Origin of the sequence: Xanthomonas sp. NCPPB 3582 (assembly GCF_041475735.2) — a bacterium.
GTDB lineage: Bacteria > Pseudomonadota > Gammaproteobacteria > Xanthomonadales > Xanthomonadaceae > Xanthomonas > Xanthomonas codiaei.
Map to the genome: position 1 here is coordinate 1,062,273 of NZ_CM192968.1, position 23,943 is coordinate 1,086,215.

Consider the following 23,943-nt stretch of genomic DNA (forward strand, 5'->3'; position numbering starts at 1 on the left):
GGCGTGCGATTGTCGAGCGCATGGTCGGTGACATCCAGTCAGAAAGGCGGCGAATCATGGTCTATCAGCATGAACGCGTCCAGCGTGGTTCCAGGAGATGCCCGTGTAAGCGTATGGCGGTGACCGGCCGCTCCCCGCCCTACGCTCACTACCCAGACAGCGCACGGCGTCCCACGCATTCGCTTGCCCGTTTCACGAAAAAATAACGGGTTGCGGCGATCGCTGGCTTGCAAAAAAAACCGCCGAAGGTCGGCGGCAGGGAGAGAGAGCAGTTTCTTGTCGTTATGCGGGCAGGCTAGCGAGGGGGCGTGCCTTGAAGATATCGGTGTATGTCAGGGGCGCGGCATGTGTTCAGCTGTAGCGAGGCGAGCCGTGTTGGCGGCACGCACGGCCTGGCTGCATTGGCGCATGCCGCCTGTCTTGGCGATGTGGTTTAATCGCCGCCGAAGTGGGGGTACCGCGGCACCGTTGCGGTTGAGATAGTCCCTTCGAACCTGATCCGGCTCATACCGGCGTAGGGAAGCTTCGTTAGATGCGATGGTCCGTGCCTGCACGGGCGATCCGTGTTGAGCGCCGCCGCTTCGTCCGTACTGCGACTTTCTCGCAGAGCCAGCGCCATTAGCGCTGGTCCCCAGCACACAGGACGAATGCCATGAATGCCGCGCCTACCGTTTTGCAGCAACACGCCCAATCGCTGTCCGAGGCCGTGACCCGGCCGATTCCCGGTTCCCGCAAGATCTTCGTGTCCGGCTCGCGCGCCGATCTGCAGGTGCCGATGCGCGAGATCGTGCTGACCCGCACGCCCACCTTGTTCGGTGGCGAAGACAATCCGCCGCTCAGCGTCTACGACACCTCCGGGCCGTACACCGATCCGCAGGCGGCGATCGATCTTGCGGCCGGGCTTGCGCCATTGCGTGCGAACTGGATCGCCGAACGCGACGACACCGTGGTGCTCGACCAACTCAGCTCCAGCTTCGGGCGCGCCCGCGAACACGATGCGCGGCTGGACGGGGTGCGCTTTTCAGCGCGGCGTCTGCCACGGGTCGCGCGCGCCGGCGCCAATGTCACCCAGATGCACTACGCACGTCGTGGCATCGTCACCCCGGAAATGGAGTTCGTGGCCATTCGCGAAAACCAGCGGCTGGAGGCGGTTGCCGATGCGGCACTGCGCAAGCAGCACCCCGGCGAGCCGTTCGGCGCGGCGATCCAGCAGCGCATCACGCCGGAGTTCGTGCGTGAGGAGATCGCGCGCGGCCGCGCGATCCTGCCGAACAACATCAACCATCCGGAAAGCGAGCCGATGATCATCGGGCGCAATTTCCTGACCAAGATCAACGCCAACATCGGCAATAGCGCGGTGTCCTCGGGCATTGCCGAAGAAGTCGAAAAGCTGGTCTGGTCGATCCGCTGGGGCGGCGACACGGTGATGGACCTGTCCACCGGCAAGCACATCCATGAGACGCGCGAATGGATCATCCGCAATTCGCCGGTGCCGATCGGCACGGTGCCGATCTATCAGGCGCTGGAGAAGGTCGATGGGCGCGCCGAGGCGCTGACATGGGAGATCTTTCGCGACACCTTGATCGAGCAGGCCGAGCAGGGCGTGGACTATTTCACCATCCATGCCGGCGTGCTGCTGCGCTACGTGCCGCTGACCGCCCGGCGTGTCACCGGTATCGTGTCGCGCGGCGGATCGATCATGGCCAAGTGGTGCCTGGCACATCACAAGGAAAATTTTCTCTACACCCATTTCGAAGACATCTGCCAGATCATGAAGGCCTACGACGTGGCGTTCTCGCTGGGCGATGGGTTGCGCCCTGGCTGCATCGCCGATGCCAACGACGCCGCGCAATTCGGTGAGCTGGAAACCTTGGGCGAGTTGACCAAGCTGGCGTGGAAGCACGACGTGCAGACCATGATCGAGGGGCCGGGCCACGTGCCAATGCAGCTCATCAAGGAAAACATGGACAAGCAGCTGCGCGAATGCGGACAAGCGCCGTTCTACACCCTGGGGCCGTTGACCACCGACATCGCGCCCGGCTACGACCACATCACCAGCGCCATCGGTGCGGCGATGATCGCCTGGTATGGCACGGCGATGCTGTGTTACGTCACACCCAAGGAGCACCTGGGACTGCCCAACCGCCAGGACGTGCGCGACGGCATCATGGCCTACAAGATCGCCGCGCATGCCGCCGACCTGGCCAAGGGCCATCCCGGCGCGCAGGTGCGCGACAACGCCCTGAGCAAAGCGCGTTTCGAATTTCGCTGGGACGACCAGTTCCACCTGGGCCTGGACCCTGAAAAGGCCAGGGAATTCCACGACGAAACCTTGCCCAAGGATGCGCACAAGCTGGCGCACTTCTGCTCGATGTGCGGTCCGCACTTCTGTTCGATGAAAATCACCCAGGACGTGCGCGATTACGCTGCCGAGCATGGCCTGGGCGAAGAGGGCGCGCTGGCGGCAGGGATGGAACAGAAGGCGGCGGAATTTCTGGACCAGGGCGCGCAGGTGTACCGCGTGTCGTAGCCCTGTCACTTGGTTGCACGGCAGCCTGCGTGACACGGGGGCTGCTTAGGAACAGTTCAGCAAATTTTTGCGCAGATTCCAGCGGCTCCCGCAAGTGCCACACTGCAACCGATTTGCAAGCGGTTACAGATTTCAAGGCTTGCGGGCCGTCTAACTGAATCGCAGATAAAAAAATCGCGCCAGAAGGCGCGAAGGAAACATCGTGATTATTTGAATTCGTCGGCGAGAGAGAGAGAGCCTGACGTCACTGCCCGGCATAGGAAGCAACGGGCCATAGCGTAAAATTTGCACCAAATGGATGCATGACACAGTCGGTCGTCGTCCTTTGCTGAATTTGGCGCTTCGCATCCGGTGTGTTGCGTCTTCTGTGGCTCTTGCATGCCGATGCCTGTTCTTTGCCGATGAGTGTTTCTCCCGCTACTGCACTGTCCTCTGGCCGACTGCGTGTCGGGCAGTGTGTGATCGACATTGCCTCGCGCGAGGTGCATGCGCCAGGCGGCAGGCGCGTGCTGCGGCTGGCGCCCAAATCCCTGGCGGTGTTGCTGACACTGGCAAGGCAAGCTGGGCAGGTGGTCACGCGCGAACAACTCCTGGCCGAGGTCTGGCCCGACACCTTGCCCAGCAATGATGTCGTCACCCAGGCCGTTACGCAGTTGCGCAAGGCGCTGGGCAGCCACGGCAGTCAGCGTTCGGACCATATCGAGACGATCGCCAAGTCCGGCTATCGCCTGATGGCGCCAGTGGCGTGGGACCTGCATGCCGAGTCTCCCCTGGTGCAGGTGCCACAAGCGCCCATGCCGCCCGGCGAGCCGCTGCCCGAGCACCCGGCGCCGCCCGCAATTCCGGCGATGCACGCCGGGTCGGATGCGGGCCAGCATGAGGCCGCGCAGCGTTTACCGGCGACAGCGAAAGCGCCGCATCGGCGCCGCTGGATGGCCTTGGCCGTTGCCAGCCTGGCGTTGCTAGTGGTGCTGGGGCTTGCGGCGCGCACGCTGTGGCTGCGACCGCAGGCGGCCGATACGGCTGCGTCGGCACCGGCGGTACCAGGCAGTCCCAAGCGGCCGTATCAGGTGATCACCGCAGGCGGCGGGTTCGATCTCACCCCCAGCCTGTCGCCCGATGGCGCGATGGTTGCCTATGCCTCGCTGACCGGCGATCGAGTGGGCACGTCGATCCTGGTCAAGACCACCGACAACGCCTATCCGCGTGTGCTGGAAACGCCTGCACCTGGCGTCTCCGATCGATTACCGGCCTGGTCGCCGGATGGGCGCCAAATCGCATTCTCGCGGCAGGCGCCGGATGGTAGCTGCAGAATCATGATCGCCGCGGCGGCCGGCGCTGCCGCCTCGCGCGAGGTGATGCGTTGCGATGGCAGCGACATGCTCAGTTTCAGCTGGACGCCCGACGGCCGCGCATTACTGTTCGGCAGCATGACCGGTGTGCAGGGCGCGCCGGGGATCCGGCGCCTGGACCTGGAAACCGGTCGGTGGCAGGAGCTGGCATACGACGCGCAGCCAACCGATTTCGACTATGCGCCACGCTATTCCCCGGACGGGCGCTGGATCGTGTTCCTGCGCAACCCCCAGCTCGGCGATCTCTGGCGGATTCCTGCACGCGGTGGCACCGCCGAACGCCTGACCCACGACAACGCCGACATCCGCGGCTGGAGCTGGTTGCCCGACGGCAGCGGCCTGATCTTCGGGCGCCGCGTCGACAGCGAAGCGCGGCTATACCGGCTCGATCTGGTCGACCGCAGCCTGCACGATCTGGGCGTGGACGACGCGCAAGCACCGGACGTGGCGCACGGCCACCTGGTATTTGTCCAGCGCAAGCCGCAATTCGGCGTGTATCAGGTCATCCACGATCCGATGAATGGTGGCTACATTCGACGCCGGCTGTTCGCGTCCAATGGGCGTGACGACCACCCCATGATTGCCCCGGATGGGCGCCAACTCATCTTCGCTTCCAACCGCTCCGGGACTTACGGCCTGTGGTGGGGCGATGTCACCAAACCGGCGTCGGTGCGCTTGATCGAAGGAATACGGCCGGACGCGCGGCAGGCGGCGGATTGGTCGGCCGACTCGCGGCAGGTGCTGGTCAGCGGCAGCGATGCGGAGGGACACGCAGCGCTGTTCGAAGTGACTCCGGCCACCGGCAGGGCGGTGCGCCTGCCGGTTCCGCAGGCACGGCCGCTGCAGGCCATCCATCTGCCCGATCCTGACCGGATACTGGTTGTTGCCGCCGACGACGACGGGCATACCTTCGCCACGCTCTACGACCGGCGCAGCCGGCCCTGGCGTGCGCTGGCCACCCTGAAAGATGTCTCGCAACTGCGCCTGGACCGCGGCAGCGGGCAGGTCTTGTTCACGCATCTCAGTGGCGCCGGGCTGTGGCAGATCGCGCCGACGCTGGCCGCAGACAGCGTGCGGCCGGTGGATACGCAGCAGCCATCGCGTTGGCGGTATCGCAGTTGGTCGCCGGGCGCGGACGGCCGGCTGCATTACCTGTCGTCCACCGATAGTTGTGCGGCCTACGACAGCGAGCTGCGCGGCGGGCGAGGGCAGTGTCTGGACGTGGACAAATTCACCACCATCAACGGATTCAGCGTGGATCCGCGCAGCGATGCGATGTACGTGGCGCTGGCGCAGGAAGACGGCAGCGCGATCGCCTACATGGCGCTGCCGGAGCGGTCGTCGCTCGCCTCTGGCCTTGTCTCCAGCCTATTGATACTAATGAGGAAAATGACCTCGTAAGTTCTTCGGAAAGGTTTCGTGGCGATTTCGGCACAGTTTCGTCAGAACTTCCTGACCCGCGCCAGATTCGGCAAAACACTACGCCCTCTTTTGTACATGGGGCTGCCAACATGCAACAGGTCATCACTGCCGATCGCGGTCTTGCATTGTCTCTGGACAATGCCAGCGAATCGACCTCGACCACGTGTCTGGCCGTCTCGCGCCTCGGCAGCATCCGCACCGCATCTGCGACATTCACACTGTGGGTGCAATTGCGTGGACGCGCATGGGTGGAATCCAAGGAAGGGCGTTTCCGCCTGCGCGCCGGCGACTGGATCGCCTTCGACAAGGATTCGCATCCCACCGTGCAGGCCGACCGCAGTGCGCTCTGCGTCGGTGTCGGTCTCGATGGCGATAGCCTGCAATCGCTGGCCGAGTTGACCGACGCCACGCTGTATCCGGGTCGCAGCCAGCTGTCGCGCAGCGATCTGCGCATCGCCTTGCGGCTGTGGCGTAACGCAGCAGTGCAGAGCGGTAGCGCCTCGGCACGCCCGCTGTTGCTGCATCTGGCAGCGATGCAGCGCGACTTCATCGAGCAGGAGCAACGTTGCCCGGGCCGCTCACGCAGCCGCCGCCGGCAGGTGTTCGGTCGCATGCAGCGCGCCCGACTGTATCTGGAAGGCAACAGCGACCGCGTCGTGCGCATCAACGAACTGGCGCAGCTGACCAACTTCTCCAGCTGGTATGTCTCCAAGACGTTTCAGAGCCTGTACGAGGAGAGCCCGCAGGCATTGTCGGCGCGCCTGCGGCTGGAGCGCGCCTCCGATCTGTTGCGCGACACCTCGATGATGATCGGTGAGGTGGCCGCCGCCAGCGGCTTCGATAACTGCTGCAGTTTCGCGCGTGCGTTTCGCGCGCGCTTCGGGGTTTCTGCATCGCACTACCGCGACCAGGCGGCCAATTCGCCAGATTCGGCAAAGCCACGTAGCGTGACGCGCAAAGCGACGGCGTTCACGCAATCGTAATTTGCACAGGGGCGCTTAACGCGCCACTAACGAACCCTGGAGAGATTGATGAACCTTCGCACCTCCGCAGTGCGGCTGGGCCTGTTGCCCGCCGGTATTGCGATCGCGTTGACGCCGGCTTTTGCCGCCAATGCACAAGAGCAGTCCGCCCCGTCGACCACGACCCTGGACCGCATCGAAATCACCGGCTCGCGCATCCGCTCGGTCGACGTGGAAACCGCACAGCCGGTGTTCACCGTCACTCAGCAGGACATCCAGAAGTCCGGCCTGGTCAGCGTTGGCGACATCCTCCAGAACCTGTCGATCGCCGGCACGCAGACCTACAGCAAGGCTGCCGTGCTGACCTCCGATCCGGAACAAGGCGGCCAGTACGTCAATCTCTACAACTTGAACGAAAACCGTACCCTGGTGCTGGTGAACGGCAAGCGTTGGACCAGCAGCCTGAACGGCCTGACCGACATGTCCACCATCCCGAGCTCGCTGATCGAGCGCATCGAAGTCCTGAAGGACGGCGCCTCGGCGATCTACGGCTCCGACGCCGTGGCCGGTGTGGTCAACATCATCCTGCGCCAGAACTACGACGGTGCCGAGGCCTCGGCCTACTTCGGCCAGAACGGTCGCGGCGACGGTTCCAAGGAGCAGTACTCCTTCACCGCCGGTACCACCACCGACCGCGCCTCGCTGGTGTTCGGTGCCAACTACACCAACGAAGATCCGGTGTGGGCCAAGGACCGTGCGCTGACCCGTTACTCGTCCGGTCCGAACCACATCGAAGACAGCCTGAGCGCGACCGGCCCGTGGGGTCGTTTCACCTCCAACGGCGAAACCTACATCCTCAACCACACCGGTTCGTTCGATGGGCGTGGCGTGGGCGCCGATTCGCGCAATCTCGCCAACTACCACAACGAGATCACCACCGACGACTACTACAACTCCGTCGACCAGATGATGTTGCAGCAGTCCAGCCGCAACAAGTCGATCTTCACCACCGGCAGCTACAACTTCACCGACAGCCTGACCTTCAAGTCGACCGCGATGTACTCCGAGCGCGACTCGAACCGTCAGATCGCCGGCTACCCGCTGCAGGCCGCCTCGCAGCCGCAGTTCCCGGTCGCCATCAGTGGCAGCAGCTACTACAACCCGGTCGGCCAGGACATCACCAGCTGGTTCCGCCGCACCGTCGAGTTGCCGCGCACCACCGAAAGCAACGTCAAGACCCTGCATTTCGATGCAGCGCTGGAAGGCGTGTTCGACGTCGGCAGCCACGGCTGGAACTGGGACGTGGGCTTCAACTACAACAAGTACGACGTGACGCAGGTCTCGCGCGGCAACATCAACCTGCTGGCGCTGCAGAAGGCATTGGGTCCGTCGTTCCTCAATGCGCAGGGTCAGGTGCAGTGCGGTACCGCGGCGGCTCCGATCGCGCTGGGCACCAGCAACGCGTTGGGCCAGTGCACCCCGTTCAACATCCTTGGCGGCCCCTCGGCGTCCACCCCGAACGCGCTGCAGTACATCAATGCGCTGACGCAGTCCACGCAGCAGAGTCTGAGCAAGCAGTGGACCGCCAACATCACCGGTGGCCTGTTCGATCTGCCGGCCGGCGAGCTGGGCTTCGCCGCAGGCGTCGAGCACCGCGAAATCAGCGGTTACGACTATCCGGATCAGCTGTCCAGCGCCGGTTACACCACCGACCTGGCTGCACAGGCCACCGAAGGTCGCTACCAGACCAACGAAGCCTACCTGGAGTTGTTGATCCCGGTGCTGAGCGATCTGCCGGGCGCCAAGGAGCTGTCGTTCGATGTGGCTGCGCGCTACAGCAACTACAGCCGCTTCGGCGACACCACCAACAGCAAGTTCAGCTTCACCTGGAAGCCGATCGACGACCTGCTGGTGCGTGGTACCTACGGTACCGGTTTCCGTGCGCCGACGCTTGATGATACCTTCGGCGGTGGTTCCCAGAGCTTCGATTACTTCACGGACCCTTGCGACGCAACGTTCGGCTCGCTTGGTAATGCCGGTGTAGCGGCGCGTTGCGCAAGTGAAGGTTTGGCAGGCAACTTCCGTCAAACTGACACTGCGAACAACCCAGTAACCCAGCGCGACGAGCAGGGTAATGCTCCGTTCAATGCAGGCGTTGGTAATGCTGAGCTTGAGCCGGAATACAGCATCACCCGTACCGCGGGCATGGTGTACAGCCCGCATTGGGTGCAGGGCCTGGACTTCTCCCTGGACTGGTACCGCATTTCGATCTCCAACATCATCACGGCGCTGTCAGCCAATGATGTGTTGAACAACTGCTACCTCAACAACCTGGCCAGCTACTGCGCCGACTACGGTCGCGACGCGGTCACCGGCCAGGTCACCACGCTGAGCCGCGGCAACGTCAACCTGGGTCGTCTGGAAACCGAAGGCTACAACTTCGGCGTGCGTTACCGCATGCCGGAAACCGCCTACGGCAAGTTCGCCGTCAACCTGGACACCAACTACCTGGCGACCTACAAGACGCAGGCCGAAGCCGGTGCCGAGTGGGCCAACGATGCTGGCTACTGGAACTTTCCGCGCGTGCGCGCCACCCTGGGCGTGGACTGGTCGCTGGGTTCGCTGTCGGCCAACTGGAACCTGCGCTACTACGGCGGTTTCCGCGATTACTGCTGGGATGCCTCGGCAGGGATCGAGTGCAACGATCCGAACTACCAGACCCCGAACCCGGGTTGGGGCGGCGGTACCGGTTCCAACAAGAAGGGCTCGATCTCCTACCAGGACGTCTCGGTCACCTGGCAGGCTCCGTGGGATGGCAGCGTGACCGTCGGCGCCCGCAACATCTGGAACAAGCAGCCGCCGGTGACCTACTCGATCACCAACAGCAGCACCGCGGCCATCGATCCGATGCTGGATTACGACCGCTTCCTGTTCGTGCAGTACAACCAGCGCTTCTGATCATCGAAGCGACGTGAAAGAAGAAGCGGGCCGAAAGGCCCGCTTTTTTTATGTCCGTGTTCGACTGCGTTCAAGGTGTGGTGGTGCGTGCCAGTCGCGCGGCTGCCGTGTGGCGCCGAGGGCTGGCGCGCCCCGGGACCGCCTGGACGCGCTGCAACCGGAGCCGGGGCATGCCACAACATTCCCTGCGCGTGTGTGCGGTCCACGACTCTTCAACGACAGGGGCTCGCGTTTCCGTGTCGCAACCTCGGTCTGGCTTGGAACGCAGCTGTTTCGGGTCTGGATCCTCCTTGGCGGATAGCGCGTTGCGCGGAGGCTGAAGTCACCGCTCGGCAGTGACCCCGAGTGCCCATCCCGCGCGCGTCATCCCGCAGCAAAGGGCCAAAGAAAAAGGCGCGATCCCATCGCGCCTTCTCGCTACTTGCATCGCTGCCCTGGGCGGCCGCCGCTCATGCCTCGGCAAGGCCAAGCAAGGTATCGGCCTGTTCGCGCCAGGTGGGCAGGCGGGAGATTACGCCGACCTTGGACAAATACTCCTCGTCCACGGTTTCGCCACTGGCCAGTGCCGTGGCCACATGCACCGCGCCTGTCACCCAGAAGCTGCGCAGGCTGGAACGTTGCGGGTGACGATGGAAGGCCACCGCTTCGATGATCGGCATCGGCAGGCCCCACAGGCCAAGCAGGTAGGCGCCGGCTTCGGTATGGCCCAGGCGCTCGTCGCCGCCTTCCGGCAGCGGCTCGCGCTCGTCGCGCACGCCGGGCAGCAGCAGGCCGATATCGGCCAGCAGCGCGGCGGTGGAACCCAGCTCCGCGCTGGTCGGTGGCAATACCTTGGCCGCCAGGCGCGAGGAGAGCAGGGCGCGGCGCTGCATCGCGCTGCGCTCGGCGGGGGTCAGGGTCTGCACCGAGAACACTTCGCTTGCCAGTACCAGGTCGCGCAGCGTCGCCACGCCCAGGCGGGTCACCGCCGTGCGCAGGTCGGTGATGCTGCGCCCGCCGGAAAAGAACGCCGAGTTGCACAGCTGCAGCACCTTGGCCGCAATCGCCGGATCGCCGGCAATGAGCTTGGCGATGTCGGCCGCATCGGCGCCATCGTCTTCTTCCAGTGCATGCATCAGGCTCAGATACAGATGCGGCGGCGACGGCAGCTTTTCGATCCGCCCGATGGCCGCGCGCAGGCGCGGGTTGCCGAGCAGGTCGCGCAGCTCTTCCAGGCTGGTGACGGCCTCGAGCAGGACTTCCGGCGCCAGCGGCATCGGCAGGAAGCGATGGGCCACGCCGATGATGCGGGCCGGCGGCGTGCGCTGGCCATCCTGGGCATCGATCAGCGCAATCCGGATCGTATCCGGGCGCAAGGTGCGGATCTGCCCCAGCAAGGTGGCGGCAGTCAGGTCGGGCAGGATCGGTGCAACGATGACCGCGTCGAACGGCGACAGCGCGGCAGCTTCGATCGCCGAATTTCCATCGGCCACCTGCTGCGCCTGCCATTGGTCGCCGAGATCGGAGACGTAATCGACCAGGTCGGACGGCAGGCTGGCTTCGTCCCCAACAAACAGAATACGCAAGACACTTCCCCAGAAGTCACCGGCGGCAAGGCGCCGGCCAAACGCAGTCCGGCAATGTACCCAATCTGCCGGCAGCGGTCACCGGGATCACGGCAAAAGCGTGATCCCGGTCGCTCCGTGCTCACGGAGCCAAGGTGACGGCCGACGACTCAGGGCACGTCGGAATTATAGCGTTCCACCGATTCGACCAGGATGCGCTTGGCCTCGGCCGCGCCGCCCCAGCCGTCCAGCTTGACCCACTTGCCCTTCTCCAGGTCCTTGTAATGCTCGAAGAAATGGCCGATGCGCTCCAGCCAGTGGCTGGACACCTGGTCGATATCTTCGATATGCGCATAGCCGGAGAAGATCTTCTCGATCGGCACCGCCAGGATCTTTTCGTCGCCGCCGGCCTCGTCGCTCATGCGCAGCACGCCCACCGGACGGCAGCGCACCACCGAGCCCGGGACCAGCGGCAGCGGCAGCACCACCAGCACGTCGGCCGGATCGCCGTCGCCGCACAGGGTATTGGGCACATAGCCGTAATTGCAGGGGTAGCGCATCGGGGTCGACAGGATCCGGTCGACGAAGATCGCGCCGCTGGCCTTGTCCACTTCGTACTTGACCGGCTCGGAATCCTTGGGGATTTCGATGACGACGTTGATTTCTTCCGGCAGATTCTTGCCAGAGGTGACCAGTTCAAGACCCATGCGCGTAGCTCCGAGGCGTCAGCAGTGTGTGGAGCGCGATTCTACGCGTTCGGCTGTTGCGCTGCAGCGACACTGAATAGGCACCGTTCTGACGCCCGCATGCGGCATAGCCTGCATTCATCACAGGGAAGGCCCCGATCCCTGCAGGTCGGCCCTGCGGCGCACGCTGCAGGCTCATCCACCGCTCGGGAACCGCCATGCTCAGGACCACGCGCTTGCTCGTCGTACTGCTGTTTTCGCTCTGCGCCCATGCCGCCGCTGCGGCAACGCCACCACCGACCTACATTGACGCCGTGGACTGGCCGTCCAATGGGGAGGGCTGGGAGGCCTTCATCGATCTGGAGCAACGGCTGGACCGTGATTTCGACAACATCTGCGGCGACACTTTCTGCGGTGGCGAATTCAGCGACTACCAGCCGCTGCGCTTTCGCTGCTCGGTGCATCGCCTCACCGGCGTGGTGCGCAGCTGCATCTGGACCTTCGGCGCCAGCGAGGTCGGCGTCGATCCCCGCAGCGGCTACCTGCGCTCCGACAGCCGGGTCTGGCGCTGCACCGCGCCCGTGAAGGCTGGAACCCGCCTGGACGAGATGTATCGCGTGCTTGCGGTGACCAATCCGCTGTTCGAACCGCTACCGGGCGGTGCGCCGGCGATCTACGACGGCCTGATCGGTTGCCTGTGATGGCGCCGAGGCGAGCCGCCCAGGTTGCGGGCCGATGGTCCGCTCGACACGGTCGGCGCCATCCATCGCAGGCGAGTACGTCGCTTGCAGCACCGCATGCGCCGGCGGCCATCCGGTCACGGCGCAGGATGGTGCAGCCGGCCGCATGGCAGCGGCCGGGGACGGCTCGCCGCCCCGTACTGGGCCAGATATCTCGACCTGGCGACCGTGCCCGGCCGGGCCGGGCCGCACTGCGAACTGCCAGCGAAGCCCAGGCGCATGGCACGCTTCGCTCAGAGCAAGGGCACCAGCAACAGCGCCACGATGTTGATGATCTTGATCAACGGGTTGATGGCCGGCCCTGCGGTGTCCTTGTACGGGTCGCCCACGGTGTCGCCGGTGATCGCCGCCTTGTGCGCTTCGCTGCCCTTGCCGCCGAAATGGCCATCCTCGATGTATTTCTTGGCGTTGTCCCAGGCACCGCCGCCGGTGGTCATGGAAATGGCCAGGAACAAGCCGGTAACGATCGTGCCGATCAGCAGGCCGCCGAGCGCGCGCGGCCCCAGCAACAGTCCCACCACGATCGGAACCACCACCGGCAACAACGAGGGCACGATCATTTCGCCGATCGCCGAGCGGGTCAGCATGTCGACCGCACGGTCGTATTGCGGCTTGGCGGTGCCGGCCATGATGCCGGGAATCTCGCGGAACTGACGGCGGACTTCCTCCACCACCGCGCCCGCCGCGCGGCCCACGGCCTCCATCGCCATGGCGCCGAACAGGTAGGGAATCAGGCCGCCGATCAGCAGGCCGATGATGACCGTGTGGTCGGACAGGTCGAAGGCGAAGACCTCGTTCGGATTGGCGGCCTGCAGGTTGTGGGTGTAGTCGGCGAACAGCACCAGCGCGGCCAGCGCCGCCGATCCGATCGCATAGCCCTTGGTCACTGCCTTGGTGGTATTGCCTACCGCATCCAGCGGATCGGTGATGTTGCGCACTTCCGGCGGCAGCTCGGCCATTTCGGCGATGCCGCCGGCGTTGTCGGTGATGGGGCCATAGGCATCCAGTGCCACGATCATGCCGGCCATCGACAGCATGGCGGTGGCTGCGATGGCGATCCCGTACAAACCGCCGAAGTGGAACGCGGCCCAGATCGCCGCACATACGGCGATCACCGGCAGTGCGGTGGACTTCATCGAAATACCCAGGCCGGCAATGATGTTGGTGCCGTGGCCGGTGGTGCTGGCCGATGCCACGTGCTGCACGGGCCTGTACTGGGTTCCGGTGTAGTACTCGGTGATCCACACGATCAGCCCGGTGAGGACCAGGCCGATCAAGGCGCATACGTACAACGACGTGGCGCCATGGCTGTTGTCGCGCATCAGCGCCTGGGTGATCGGCCAATACGCCAGCGCGGCCAGGACGCCGGAGACGATCACGCCCTTGTAGAGCGCTCCCATGATCGAGCCACCCGCCTTCACCTTGACGAAGGCCGCACCGACGATCGACGCGATGATCGATACCCCGCCAAGCACCAGCGGATACAGCACCGCATGCGGCCCGGTCTCGGCCAGGGTCAGGCTGCCGAGCAGCATCGTGGCGATCACGGTGACTGCATAGGTCTCGAACAGGTCCGCTGCCATGCCGGCGCAGTCGCCCACGTTGTCGCCCACGTTGTCGGCGATCACCGCCGGGTTGCGCGGGTCGTCTTCGGGGATGCCGGCCTCCACCTTGCCCACCAGGTCCGCGCCCACGTCCGCGCCCTTGGTGAAAATACCGCCACCCAGGCGCGCGAAGATCGAAATCAGCGATGACCCGAACGCCAGCCCGACCAGGGCGTGCAGGTTTTGCTCCAGCGGCAGCCCCAGGCGCTGCAGCACGGCGTAATAGCCGGCCACACCGAGCAGGCCCAGGCCCACCACCAGCATGCCGGTGATCGCGCCACCGCGAAACGCCACATCCATCGCCTTGCCGATCCCGTCGCGTGCGGCCTCGGCGGTGCGCACGTTGGCGCGCACCGAGACGTTCATGCCGATATAGCCGGCCAGCCCGGACAGCACGGCACCCAGTGCGAAACCGATCGCGGTGTACCAGCTTAGGAACAGCCCGACCAGCACGAACAGCACGCCGCCGGCGATCGAGATCGTGAGGTACTGCCGGTTGAGATAGGCGCGTGCGCCTTCCTGGATCGCAGCGGCGATCTCCTGCATGCGGGCGTTGCCGCTTGGCTGCGCCACCACCCAGCGCGCCGACACGATTCCGTAGACGATTGCCAGGACCGCACATCCCAGCGCAAGCGATAACCCGTAATGTTCCAGCATGACCCCTCCCAGAGAATGGATGTCATCCGGTCGGGATGAACCAGGGGGCGATGCACGACGAGTAGACGGCGAATACGAACTCGACGGCCGCAAGGGCCACAATGCGCGTCGCGATGTTCAAGTGGCCGGATCGCGGCCGAGTATGCGCCGCCGAGTGCGTGGCTGCCAGCCATCATGGCTTGGCGCGTTGTTCAGTTGCCACGTGACAGCCTGCGGACCATCCGATCAACCGATCCAAGGAGTCGCCATGTCCCGCCATGCCGCGTCCAGCTATGCCGCAGCGTTGAGTGCCCTGCTGCTCGCCGGCAGCGCCTTTGCTGCAGACCCCGCGCCGGAACTGAAAGCGCGTGCGCCCGGTGCCGCGCAGGCGGTCGGGGCAGTACACACCTTGCGGCAGATTCCGGAAGCGTGCGCACGGTTGGAAGGCGTGTTCACCGGCAATGCCGCGCAGCCGTACACCTTCTCGGTGGTGCGCAGCAGCCCGACCTGTCAGCCGCGCGCGCGCTTGGTGGACTACGCCAAGGCCGCGCCCAGCGTGGCGTCGGGCTGGATTTTCAACGACGTGATCCGTGTTCCCAGTGCGGCTTGCCCGAGCCAGCAGGCGGTGGTGCGCATCTGGCGCAAGCCGGTGGATGCCAAGCCGCAGCTGGACGGGCAAGGTCAGTCGCGCATCTATCTGGAAGATGCCAAGCAGCAGGCCGCTGCCGGCAAAATGCCGCAGGTGCCGATGTTCGCCGCCCAGCAAACCCTGGAAGGCAAGGCCTGCCAGTAGGTGGTGCGGGTCGTCAACGCACTGCGTGGATGGATCACGCTGGGGATCGACCTGGCGAGGGCGCCTTGACATCGCTGGCCACCAAGCTGGATGACTCGCTGGGTGAGCAGTGTCGCCGGGGTTTAGAGATGTGATGCACCCCGCCGGCCGGTTCTCATGCATTCCATCCCGACGCGCGCCGCAGCGCCCTGAGATAGCCAACACACTTGCACCGGCTGCCGCTCCTGTGTCGCATCCATGTCGAAGCCAGCTGCCACGCACATTTTCCGGTGATGTCGCCGTGCCATTCGGCTGGTGCCGGGACGCGGCTGCATGCCACCGCCTGCCTGTCCAGGTGCTGATGCGTCAGCACCTGGAGCGCGGCGGCCCGGCTGGACTCAGCCCTCCCAGGCCGGCAGCTTTTTCGCCACTGCCACGTTCTTCAGGCTGACGTATTTGGGCAGGCCATCGCTGCCATAGGCCAATGGCGCTTCGCCCTTGATCAGCGGGGCGAAGTAGCGGCGGGCGCGTTCGGTGATGCCGAAGCCGTCCTTGCGCAGGAAGCTGGGCGGCATCTTCTTTTCGTGGTTGGCCACCTTGTGCAGCGGGGCCGGCACGATCTTCCAGCGGTACGGGGCGTCGCTGCTGCGTTCGATCACCGGGATCACCGCGTTCATGCCCTTGAGTGCGTATTGCACGGCGGCCTTGCCGACAGCCTGGGCCTGTTCCCAATCGGTCTTGGAGGCGAGGTGGCGTGCGGAACGCTGCAGGTAATCGGGCAGCGTCCAGTGCACCTTGTAGCCCAGCTCCTGCTTGACCTGTGCCGCCAGGAACGCGGCCACGCCGCCGAGTTGCGCATGACCGAACGAGTCGGCGGCGCCGCCGGCATCGGCGACGAAGCGGCCGTGCGCGTCCTGGATGCCCTCGCTGGCAACCACCACGCACCAGCCGACTTTTTCCACCACCTGCTTCACTTTCGCCAGAAACACGGCCTGATCGTAGGCACGCTCGGGCAGCAGGATGATCTGCGGTGCGTCGTCGGGGCCCTGACCTGCAAGCCCCGCCGCTGCGGCCAGCCAGCCGGCGTGGCGGCCCATGGCTTCGTAGATGAAGACCTTGGTCGAGGTGTCGGCCATCGCGGCGACATCCAGCGCGGCCTCGCGTACCGACACTGCGGTGTACTTGGCGGCCGAGCCGAAACCCGGGCAGGTGTCGGTCACTGCCAGGTCGTTGTCGATGGTCTTGGGCACGCCGATGCAGTGCAGCGGGTAGCCATAGGCCTTGGCCAGTTGCGAGACCTTCCAGGCGGTGTCGGCGGAATCGTTGCCGCCGTTGTAGAGGAACCAGCGCACGTCATGCGCGCGCAGCACGTCGAGCAGGCGTTCGTACTTGGCGCTGTCGTCCTCCAGCGATTTGAGCTTGTAGCGGCACGAGCCGAATGCACCGCCGGGCGTCTGCGCCAGCGCGGCGATCGCGGCGGCCGACTCCTTGGAGGTATCGATCAGCTCTTCGCGCAATGCGCCCAGGATGCCGTTGCGCGCGGCCAGCACCTTGATCTTGCGCGCGCGTGCTTCGCTGATCACGCCGGCGGCAGTGGCATTGATGACGGCGGTGACGCCGCCAGACTGGGCATACAACAGATTGCCGGTGGTCATAGTGGACAGGCTCCTCACATGGGCGATGGCGCAAGGGACAGTGCCGGGACATTCCCCGGATGCGGTAAGCTGCACGACCATACGGTCAGCGCTGGCGAAGACCTGAGTCTAACGCCGCCAACCGCAACGCGTTTTTCTTCGAAAGTGGAGTCCACTGATGCGATTGGTTCTGTTGGGACCGCCCGGTTCGGGCAAGGGCACCCAGGCGACACGTCTCAAAGACACGTTTGACATCCCCCACATCTCCACCGGCGACCTGTTGCGGGCCGAAGTCGCCGCCGGCTCGCCGCTGGGCTTGAAGGCCAAGGAAGTCATGGCACGCGGCGATCTGGTGTCCGACGACATCCTGCTCGGCATGCTGGAGGCGCGTCTGGGTCAGCCCGACGTCTCCAAGGGCTTCATCCTCGACGGCTACCCGCGCAACGTGGCGCAGGCCAATGCCTTGGAAGCGTTGCTGAGCAAGATCGGTCAGCCGCTGGATGCGGTGGTGCAGCTGGATGTGGCCAGCGAGTTGCTGGTCGAGCGCATCGCCGGCCGCGCCAAGGCCGAGGGCCGCGAAGACGACAATCCCGAATCGGTGCGCAAGCGTCTGCAGGTGTACACCGACTCGACCGCGCCGGTGATCGGCTTCTACGAGCAGCGCGGCAAGCTGGCGCGCGTGGATGGCGTCGGCTCGCTGGACGAAGTGCTCGCGCGCATCAGCAAGGCGCTCGGGCGCTGAGTTCGCCAGGCCGGGCGCAATGCCCGGCCCTTGCCGCGGCGCTCCGATGGCAGCGCCGCGGCGCAGGTGCAAGACCTGCGAATCGGACCTCTTCCCAAAAGAAAAACCCCGGTCGTACACGACGACCGGGGCGGAATAACGCCAGTAGTGAGCTTGCTCAGAGCCCCGACAGCATGAGCTCCCTGGGGATTTGGCCTCTTGGGGAGTAGGACCAAAGGGATACTGCGACTGGCGTTCAGCATAGTGATGGATGTGACGCAGTTCGCATATCGGGAAATTCCCGACAGTACGGTAGGTGTTTCCCGACACGGGCGTCGAAAGGGCAGCGCGATGGCCGACGCCTGCGACGATCGGCGACAATGTGCGGCATGACCAAACTCCACATCCTCGGCATCGCCGGGACTTTCATGGGCGGTGTGGCCGCCCTGGCGCGCGAGCTGGGCTGGCAGGTGGAGGGCAGCGACCAGGCCATCTACCCACCGATGTCCACCCAGCTGGAAACGCTGGGCATTGCACTGGCGCAAGGCTACGCGCCGTCGAACATCGCGCCCGATGCCACCGACGTGGTCATCGGCAATGCCTTGTCGCGCGGCAATCCGGCGGTGGAAGCGGTGCTCGATGCCGGCCGTCGCTACACCTCCGGCGCCCAGTGGCTGGCCGAGCAGGTATTGCCGGGCCGCGACACGCTCGCGGTGGCCGGCACCCACGGCAAGACCACCACCACCACCATCCTGAGCTATCTGCTCGAGGCCGCCGGGCGGGCGCCGGGCTTTCTGATCGGCGGGGTGGCCGAGGACTTCGGCGTCTCCGCACGGCTGGGCCAGGGCCGCGAATTCGTGGTGGAAGCCGACGAGTACGACACCGCGTTCTTCGACAAGCGCAGCAAGTTCGTGCACTACCGGCCGCTGGTGGCGATCCTCAACAATCTCGAATACGACCACGCCGATATCTTTCCGGATGTGGCGGCCATCCAGCGGCAGTTCCACCATCTGGTGCGCACGGTGCCGGCGCGCGGGCGGTTGATCGTCAACGGCGACGACGCGCGTCTGGCCGAGGTGCTGGCGATGGGCTGCTGGACGCCGGTGGAACGCTTCGGCTTCGATGCCGGGCTGGAGTGGAGCGCGCGTTTGATCGCCGCCGATGGCAGCACGTTTGCGGTGGCCCATCGCGGAGTGGAGATCGGCCAAGTGCAGTGGCCGCTGGTGGGCCGGCACAACGTGCTCAATGGGCTGGCGGCCTTGGCCGCGGTGCATGCGGTGGGGGTGGACCCGGCCGCGGTGATGCCGGCGCTGGCGCAGTTCCAGAGCGTCAAACGGCGATTGGAAGTGCTGGGCCAGGCGCGCGATATCACCGTCTACGACGACTTCGCCCATCATCCCACCGCAATTGCGACCACGCTGCAGGGGCTGCGCGCCAAGGTGGGTGCGGCGCGCGTGCTGGTGGCGATGGAGCCGCGCAGCAATTCGATGCGCCTGGGCGCGCATGCGCAGGCGCTGGCGCCATCGCTGCACGATGCCGATGCGGTGGTGTTCCTGCATCGGCCGGAACTGCCCTGGGATGCGGCGCCGATCATCGCGCAGGTACGCGGCGATGCGCGCGTGGTGCAGGATGTCGACGCCTTGCTGCACAGCTTGGGCGAGCTGGCGCAGCCGGGCGACCATGTGGTGTTCATGTCCAATGGCGGTTTCGATGGCGCGCCGCGTCGCTTCTTGGCGCAGCTGTCCTGATGGCGCCGATCCCTGCCGTTGCCGACACCAGCGCGTTGCCGCTGTTCCCCTTGCACAGCGTGCTGTTGCCGGGCGCGGCGATGGGCCTGCGTGTGTTCGAACGCCGCTATCTGGATCTGGTGCGCGAATGCGGCCGCAACGGCACCAGCTTCGGCGTGTGCCTGATTCTGGAAGGCAACGAAGTCGGTGTGCCGGCCACGCCGGCCGCGTTCGGTACCGAAGTGCGCATCGAGGATTTCGATGTGGGTGCCGATGGTGTGCTGGTGCTGCGCCTGCGTGGTACGCGGCGTTTCCACGTACAGCGCTCGCGCATTCGCGACAACGGCCTGGTGGTGGGCGATGTCACGTGGTGCGAGCCGGATCCGGACGACGAATTGCGGCCCGAGCACAGCCTGCTGTCCACGGTGCTGGAGCGCATGCTGGAGCAGATGGGCGGCGAATTCGCATCGGTGGGACCGGGGTTGCTGGATCAGGCCGCCTGGGTTGGTTGGCGGTTGGCCGAGCTGCTGCCATTGACCGAGCAGCAGCGGCTCTCGCTGTTGCAGCAGGACGATCCGCATCGGCGGCTGGATCAATTGCTGGCCTGGATGCCCTGAAAGCGGCTGACAAAACGGCTGCGTCCGCCACACGGGTGCGAGTGGCGTTCGGAATTCTCATGGATCAGGCGTGCACGCTGCGTCCTGCGCGCTGTGCACACCCAACCGTCGACTGCGCGCTACGCCTTTCAATCACTCCGTGACGTGGGGCGATGGTTTCGGTCGGCCCCATCACCGCGCTTGCACCATGGCAACGGCACACTGCGCGCGCTTGAGTGCGCTAGCGAGCGCATCCACGCACTGGATGCGCGCACTGGCGTCACTCGTTCCTCTTGATGGAGTGTGCCTTTGATCGTCGATGTAAAGCCGCGTGTGGCCGATGTGATCAGCCAGGTCTGGCGGACCCTGGCGGTGCTGTTCGTATGGGACGTGTTGATCACCATCATCTATTACGTACTGCCGTTCCGCGCACCGGCGCTGCCGTTGACCATCTTCGGTTCTGCGTTGGCGTTGTTCCTGGGCTTTCGCGCCAATTCCACCTATCAGCGCTGGTGGGAAGGCCGGGTGCTGTGGGGCCAGATGATCAATGCCTCGCGCAATCTGGTGCGCCTGAGCGTCAGTATCCTGTCTGCGCCGGAAGCGGGCGATCTTGGGCGCGCCATCGCGCTGCGGCAGATCGCCTACGTCAACGCACTGCGCTGCCAACTGCGCCGGTTGCCGGTGGCGATGGCGCTGTCTCCGTACCTGGACGCCGACGAAGCGGCGGCCGTGGTCGTGCGCACCAACGTGGCGAACGGCTTGCTCGATAGCACCGGACGCAGCGTCGAACAGGCGCGTCGCGAGGGCTGGATCGACAGCATCCAGCAGGCCAGCGTCGAACGCATCCTGGTGGACATCGCCAACGCGCAAGGCGGCATGGAACGGCTGAAGAACACCCCGCTGCCGTATCAATACCGCTTCTATCCCAACCTGTTCACGCGGCTGTTCTGCGTGCTGCTGCCGATCGGGCTGGTGGAAACGCTGCAGTACGCCACGCCGGTGGGGTCGACGGTGGCCGGCCTGATGTTCCTGGCGGTGCTGAAGATCGGCGATGAACTGGTCGACCCGTTCGCCAACACCATTCACGACCTGCCGCTGGATACCATGTGCCGCACGGTGGAGATCGATGCGCTTCAGGCCCTTGGTGAGCAAGCGCCGGAGCCGATGCAACCGGTGGATGGCGTGTTGTGGTGAGGTGTCGCGTGTTAGGCCAATGCGGCCTTTGCATCGCCGAACTGCGCTGACTCGCAATCTCCCGGTCGCCTTGAGAGGCGATTGAAAGGTACGAGCAGTTGTAGAGCGGCCAACTGCGAGTTTTCTGCAGGGCCCTTGCCCGCCCACCATCGCGGGACACGCTGCAAGTACGTCCTTGTAAGCTCTTACGCGGCATCCATGTCGCGTAAGGTCCCGCGACGGTGAGCGGGCAAGGACCAGTCAAGTTGGTCGGTGCGCAGAGTGTTCAAGCGACAGCAAACCCTGCGACGCAAGTAACCAGGCTGCGCAGTGTTCTCTGCTCTTTGGTAGGTCACCGACGAACGTTCTGGTGCGGTGTCCTCGCCGCTTGCGGGACCGTTGGCGGCATGGATGCCGCCATCGAGCCCCCATGGATGGGTTCACGGCGTGTCCCGCAAGCGGCGAGGGCGCCGCGCGCTCGACGGGCCAAGCGTTCACCCTGAAAATTCAGCTGCTTCTACACGACGCCAAGACGCTACCGCCATCGATACAGCGTTCAAGACGCATTGCGGGCACCCCATGTCGACACGACCCATAGCGACACGACCCATATCGACACGCCTGTGCGATTCGCCGGCCGATCGCCTGTTGCCGGATCGCTCAACGGCGTTGTTGTGGCGAACCTGATGCTGCTGGATCGAGCGCAGCGGTTTGCGTCTGCGCTGCAGCGTTGTCGTTGTTTTCGCCACGCACCGCATTGCCCGAGGTGCTGTCGATCAGGATCACCGGCACCTGCGAACGACGCCGCTGTTCCACACGATGCGGCAGTGGCCCGAGTGCGTCGCGCAATGCGCTCAATGCCGGATCGACCCCACGCAACGGATACCACAGCCCGATCAGGCTGAAGTGACGGCTGTAGCGCAAGGTCTGCGTGCTGCCGACCCACAGCGACTGTGCATCGGGCTGCAGGCGTGCGGCCGCTGGCCACAGGCGCAGCACATGCACATGGCCGGGTGCCGCGTGGCGCACCATCAACAGCGCTTCGACCTGGGTGTCCAGTGTGGCCGGCAGGATCGGCACCTCGTCCGGGCGACCACTGACGTCGAGCAGGTGCAGTGCCTGTTCCCAGCCGGCCTGCGGTTGTGCCCGCCAGCCGCGCGTTTCGAGCTGGCGCTGCAATGGGGCGAGCGGACCGGCCACTTGCACGTCCAGCGGCCAGCGCTGGTCGTCGTCGAATTCGTTGCGGCGCGCCGGCAGCAGGCGCCATTGGCTGGCCCACCACTCGCTGGCGGGCAGCTCCATCAGCAACGGCGGCGGCGGTTCGAACTTGGCCAGCTTGGTGTCGAGGTTGCGCGGCGCGAAGAAGAGCGCACAGCCCAGGAACACGCCATAGAAGATCCACGACACCGGCTTGACCCAGAATGCGCGGGTGGCGCGGCGGCGGTAGGCGATGCCCAGCACCAGCAGCCAGAAGATGCCGAACAACATGCCGCCGACCACATCGCTGAGCCAGTGCGCGCCCAGGTACAGCCGCGCAAAACCGATCAGCGAGACGATCGCGCCACTGACCAGATACGGCCACACCCGGCGCCGGCCGGGCAGTTCGCGCGCGATCAGCAACGCAAAGAAGCCAAAACCAATCGTGGCCATGGTGACCGCCACCGATGGAAACCCGAACCCGCTGCTGGCCGCAGGCGGGCGCACCACCTGCACGGTGGCGCCGAGCAGTTGGGTCAGGGCAAGGCCGAACGCCAGCGCAATCACCCAATGCGTCACCGCCATCCAGCGCCGGCGCCAGGCCAGGTAGCCCATAGCCGCGACAATCGCCGGCAGCAACACCTGCCAGTCGCCCAGCGAGGCCAGTGCCACCATCGGGTAATCGGCCAGCGGGTTGCGCAGCGCCAGCATCAGGTCGTGCACGGCCAGGTCCACGCGCAGCGGCTCGCCATGCGCCAGCACCACCATCAGCAACACGAACCAGCCCCAGCCGAGCAGCAACAGCATCAGGGCCATCATCGCCAGCGGCACCGATTCGCGGCGGCGCGGGTCGAACACGCTGACCGACCAGTCGCCCAGCACCGGATGCCGATGCGACCACTCCAGCAAGCGCGCCAGCAGCGCGTCCAGGTGGCCGGCGGACCAGCGGTACGAATACAGCACTATCGCCCACGCCAGGCCGATCACCGCGGCCAGCAACGCCACCACCACGAACAGGCGCCCGGCCACCGCGGCCACCGCGTCGTAGGCGGTGCCCAGCACCCAGCCCGGCACCAGGAACAGCAGCGCCCAGGAAATGCAGGCCAACCCGCTGGCGGTCAGGTAGCGCTTGAACGGCATGTGCGACATGCCGGCAATGGCGGGCACGAACGGCCGCACCGCGCCCACGTAACGGGCGATGAGGATGCTCTTGAAGGCATTGCGCCGGAACAGCAGCTCGCCACGTTCCAGCAATTGCGGGTAACGCCGGAACGGCCAATAGGTGTGCAACTGGTGGCCCCAGCGATGACCGACCCAGAAGCTCAGCGCGTCGCCGACGAAGGCGCCCAGGGTGGCGCAGGCCACTGCGTACGGCCCGTTGATCTGGCCGAGCCCGATCAGCACGCCGATGGCGAACAGCAGCGGCAGCGCGGGCACGATGGCACCCAGCACGATGACCGCATCGCAGAATGCGATGACAAAGATCGCCACGCCAGCCAAGGTGGGGTGGTGTCCGATCCACTCCAGTGTGGCGTCGATCCATGAGTTCATTGCCGAATTATAGGTGGGCACGGTGACGGCTGACTTGTGCCCCGCTCACATCGGGCCGTTCGCTTCACCTGAGGTTGCAACCGGCCCTGCAGGGCCTGTCCGGTGCACGGTGGCGCGAGCGTTGGCGATGTGGCGATG

General features: G+C 65.4%; 15 protein-coding genes and 1 riboswitch. Of the genes, 10 read left to right on the forward strand and 5 right to left on the reverse strand.

The genetic code is table 11. The features are described from left to right. Positions 1–440 precede the first annotated feature (440 nt). Positions 441–539: riboswitch (TPP riboswitch) on the forward strand. A 113-nt stretch (positions 540–652) separates the two neighbouring features. The 4 genes from thiC to ACCQ05_RS04570 all read left to right on the forward strand — a co-directional run bounded on the left by thiC (position 653) and on the right by ACCQ05_RS04570 (position 9,224). Next, positions 653–2,530 carry a phosphomethylpyrimidine synthase ThiC gene (thiC, locus tag ACCQ05_RS04555; RefSeq protein ID WP_372393053.1) on the forward strand — a complete coding sequence of 626 codons (1,878 nt, stop codon included), beginning with the start codon at positions 653–655 and terminating at the stop codon, positions 2,528–2,530. Positions 2,531–2,955: 425 nt separating this feature from the next. Continuing rightward, complete coding sequence (locus ACCQ05_RS04560; protein ID WP_372393929.1) at positions 2,956–5,283, forward strand: winged helix-turn-helix domain-containing protein; 2,328 nt, start codon at positions 2,956–2,958, stop codon at positions 5,281–5,283. Positions 5,284–5,393: 110 nt separating this feature from the next. Further along, a complete protein-coding gene (locus ACCQ05_RS04565) occupies positions 5,394–6,287 on the forward strand; it encodes a helix-turn-helix domain-containing protein (RefSeq protein WP_372393054.1) in 894 nt (297 codons plus the stop codon). Between the two features lie 48 nt (positions 6,288–6,335). Further along, a complete protein-coding gene (locus tag ACCQ05_RS04570) occupies positions 6,336–9,224 on the forward strand; it encodes a TonB-dependent receptor plug domain-containing protein (RefSeq protein WP_228961893.1) in 2,889 nt (962 codons plus the stop codon). Between the two features lie 449 nt (positions 9,225–9,673). On the opposite strand, the gene ACCQ05_RS04575 is transcribed toward ACCQ05_RS04570, so the two are convergent. Together ACCQ05_RS04575 and ppa are read right to left on the reverse strand one after the other, a co-directional pair. Beyond that, positions 9,674–10,789: an HDOD domain-containing protein gene (locus ACCQ05_RS04575; RefSeq protein WP_104539935.1), complete on the reverse strand. Its 1,116-nt coding sequence runs from the start codon at positions 10,787–10,789 to the stop codon at positions 9,674–9,676. A 149-nt stretch (positions 10,790–10,938) separates the two neighbouring features. Next, entirely contained in the window at positions 10,939–11,475 is a 537-nt protein-coding gene (ppa, locus tag ACCQ05_RS04580) for an inorganic diphosphatase (protein WP_104539936.1), read from the reverse strand. A gap of 197 nt (positions 11,476–11,672) precedes the next feature. On the opposite strand from ppa, the gene ACCQ05_RS04585 reads away from it, so the two are divergent. Then, a complete protein-coding gene (locus ACCQ05_RS04585) occupies positions 11,673–12,155 on the forward strand; it encodes a hypothetical protein (protein ID WP_228961894.1) in 483 nt (160 codons plus the stop codon). 272 nt (positions 12,156–12,427) lie between these two features. Here the strand turns inward: ACCQ05_RS04585 and ACCQ05_RS04590 are convergent, their stop codons facing one another. Further along, positions 12,428–14,455 (reverse strand): sodium-translocating pyrophosphatase, encoded by a 2,028-nt coding sequence (locus ACCQ05_RS04590; protein WP_228961895.1) that lies wholly within the window; start codon positions 14,453–14,455, stop codon positions 12,428–12,430. Positions 14,456–14,702: 247 nt separating this feature from the next. On the opposite strand from ACCQ05_RS04590, the gene ACCQ05_RS04595 reads away from it, so the two are divergent. Then, positions 14,703–15,227 carry a hypothetical protein gene (locus tag ACCQ05_RS04595; protein ID WP_228961896.1) on the forward strand — a complete coding sequence of 175 codons (525 nt, stop codon included), beginning with the start codon at positions 14,703–14,705 and terminating at the stop codon, positions 15,225–15,227. A gap of 377 nt (positions 15,228–15,604) precedes the next feature. Here ACCQ05_RS04595 and ACCQ05_RS04600 read toward each other — a convergent pair whose 3' ends face one another. Then, entirely contained in the window at positions 15,605–16,861 is a 1,257-nt protein-coding gene (locus ACCQ05_RS04600) for a 6-phosphofructokinase (protein ID WP_372393055.1), read from the reverse strand. A 157-nt stretch (positions 16,862–17,018) separates the two neighbouring features. Between ACCQ05_RS04600 and ACCQ05_RS04605 the strand changes: the two genes are divergently transcribed. The 4 genes from ACCQ05_RS04605 (at position 17,019) to ACCQ05_RS04620 (ending at position 21,078) form a co-directional block, all read left to right on the forward strand. After that, entirely contained in the window at positions 17,019–17,582 is a 564-nt protein-coding gene (locus ACCQ05_RS04605) for an adenylate kinase (RefSeq protein WP_104539941.1), read from the forward strand. Between the two features lie 359 nt (positions 17,583–17,941). After that, entirely contained in the window at positions 17,942–19,309 is a 1,368-nt protein-coding gene (gene mpl, locus ACCQ05_RS04610) for a UDP-N-acetylmuramate:L-alanyl-gamma-D-glutamyl-meso-diaminopimelate ligase (RefSeq protein ID WP_372393056.1), read from the forward strand. Next, positions 19,309–19,905, forward strand: coding sequence for an LON peptidase substrate-binding domain-containing protein (locus ACCQ05_RS04615; protein WP_372393057.1), 597 nt, complete (start codon positions 19,309–19,311; stop codon positions 19,903–19,905). Before mpl ends, ACCQ05_RS04615 begins: the two co-directional genes overlap by 1 nt. A gap of 288 nt (positions 19,906–20,193) precedes the next feature. Continuing rightward, the gene (locus ACCQ05_RS04620; RefSeq protein WP_104539944.1) at positions 20,194–21,078 is read left to right on the forward strand and encodes a bestrophin family protein; all 885 of its coding nucleotides are present in this window, start codon (positions 20,194–20,196) and stop codon (positions 21,076–21,078) included. Positions 21,079–21,717: 639 nt separating this feature from the next. Here ACCQ05_RS04620 and ACCQ05_RS04625 read toward each other — a convergent pair. After that, entirely contained in the window at positions 21,718–23,805 is a 2,088-nt protein-coding gene (locus ACCQ05_RS04625; protein ID WP_372393058.1) for a bifunctional DedA family/phosphatase PAP2 family protein, read from the reverse strand. Positions 23,806–23,943 lie beyond the last annotated feature (138 nt).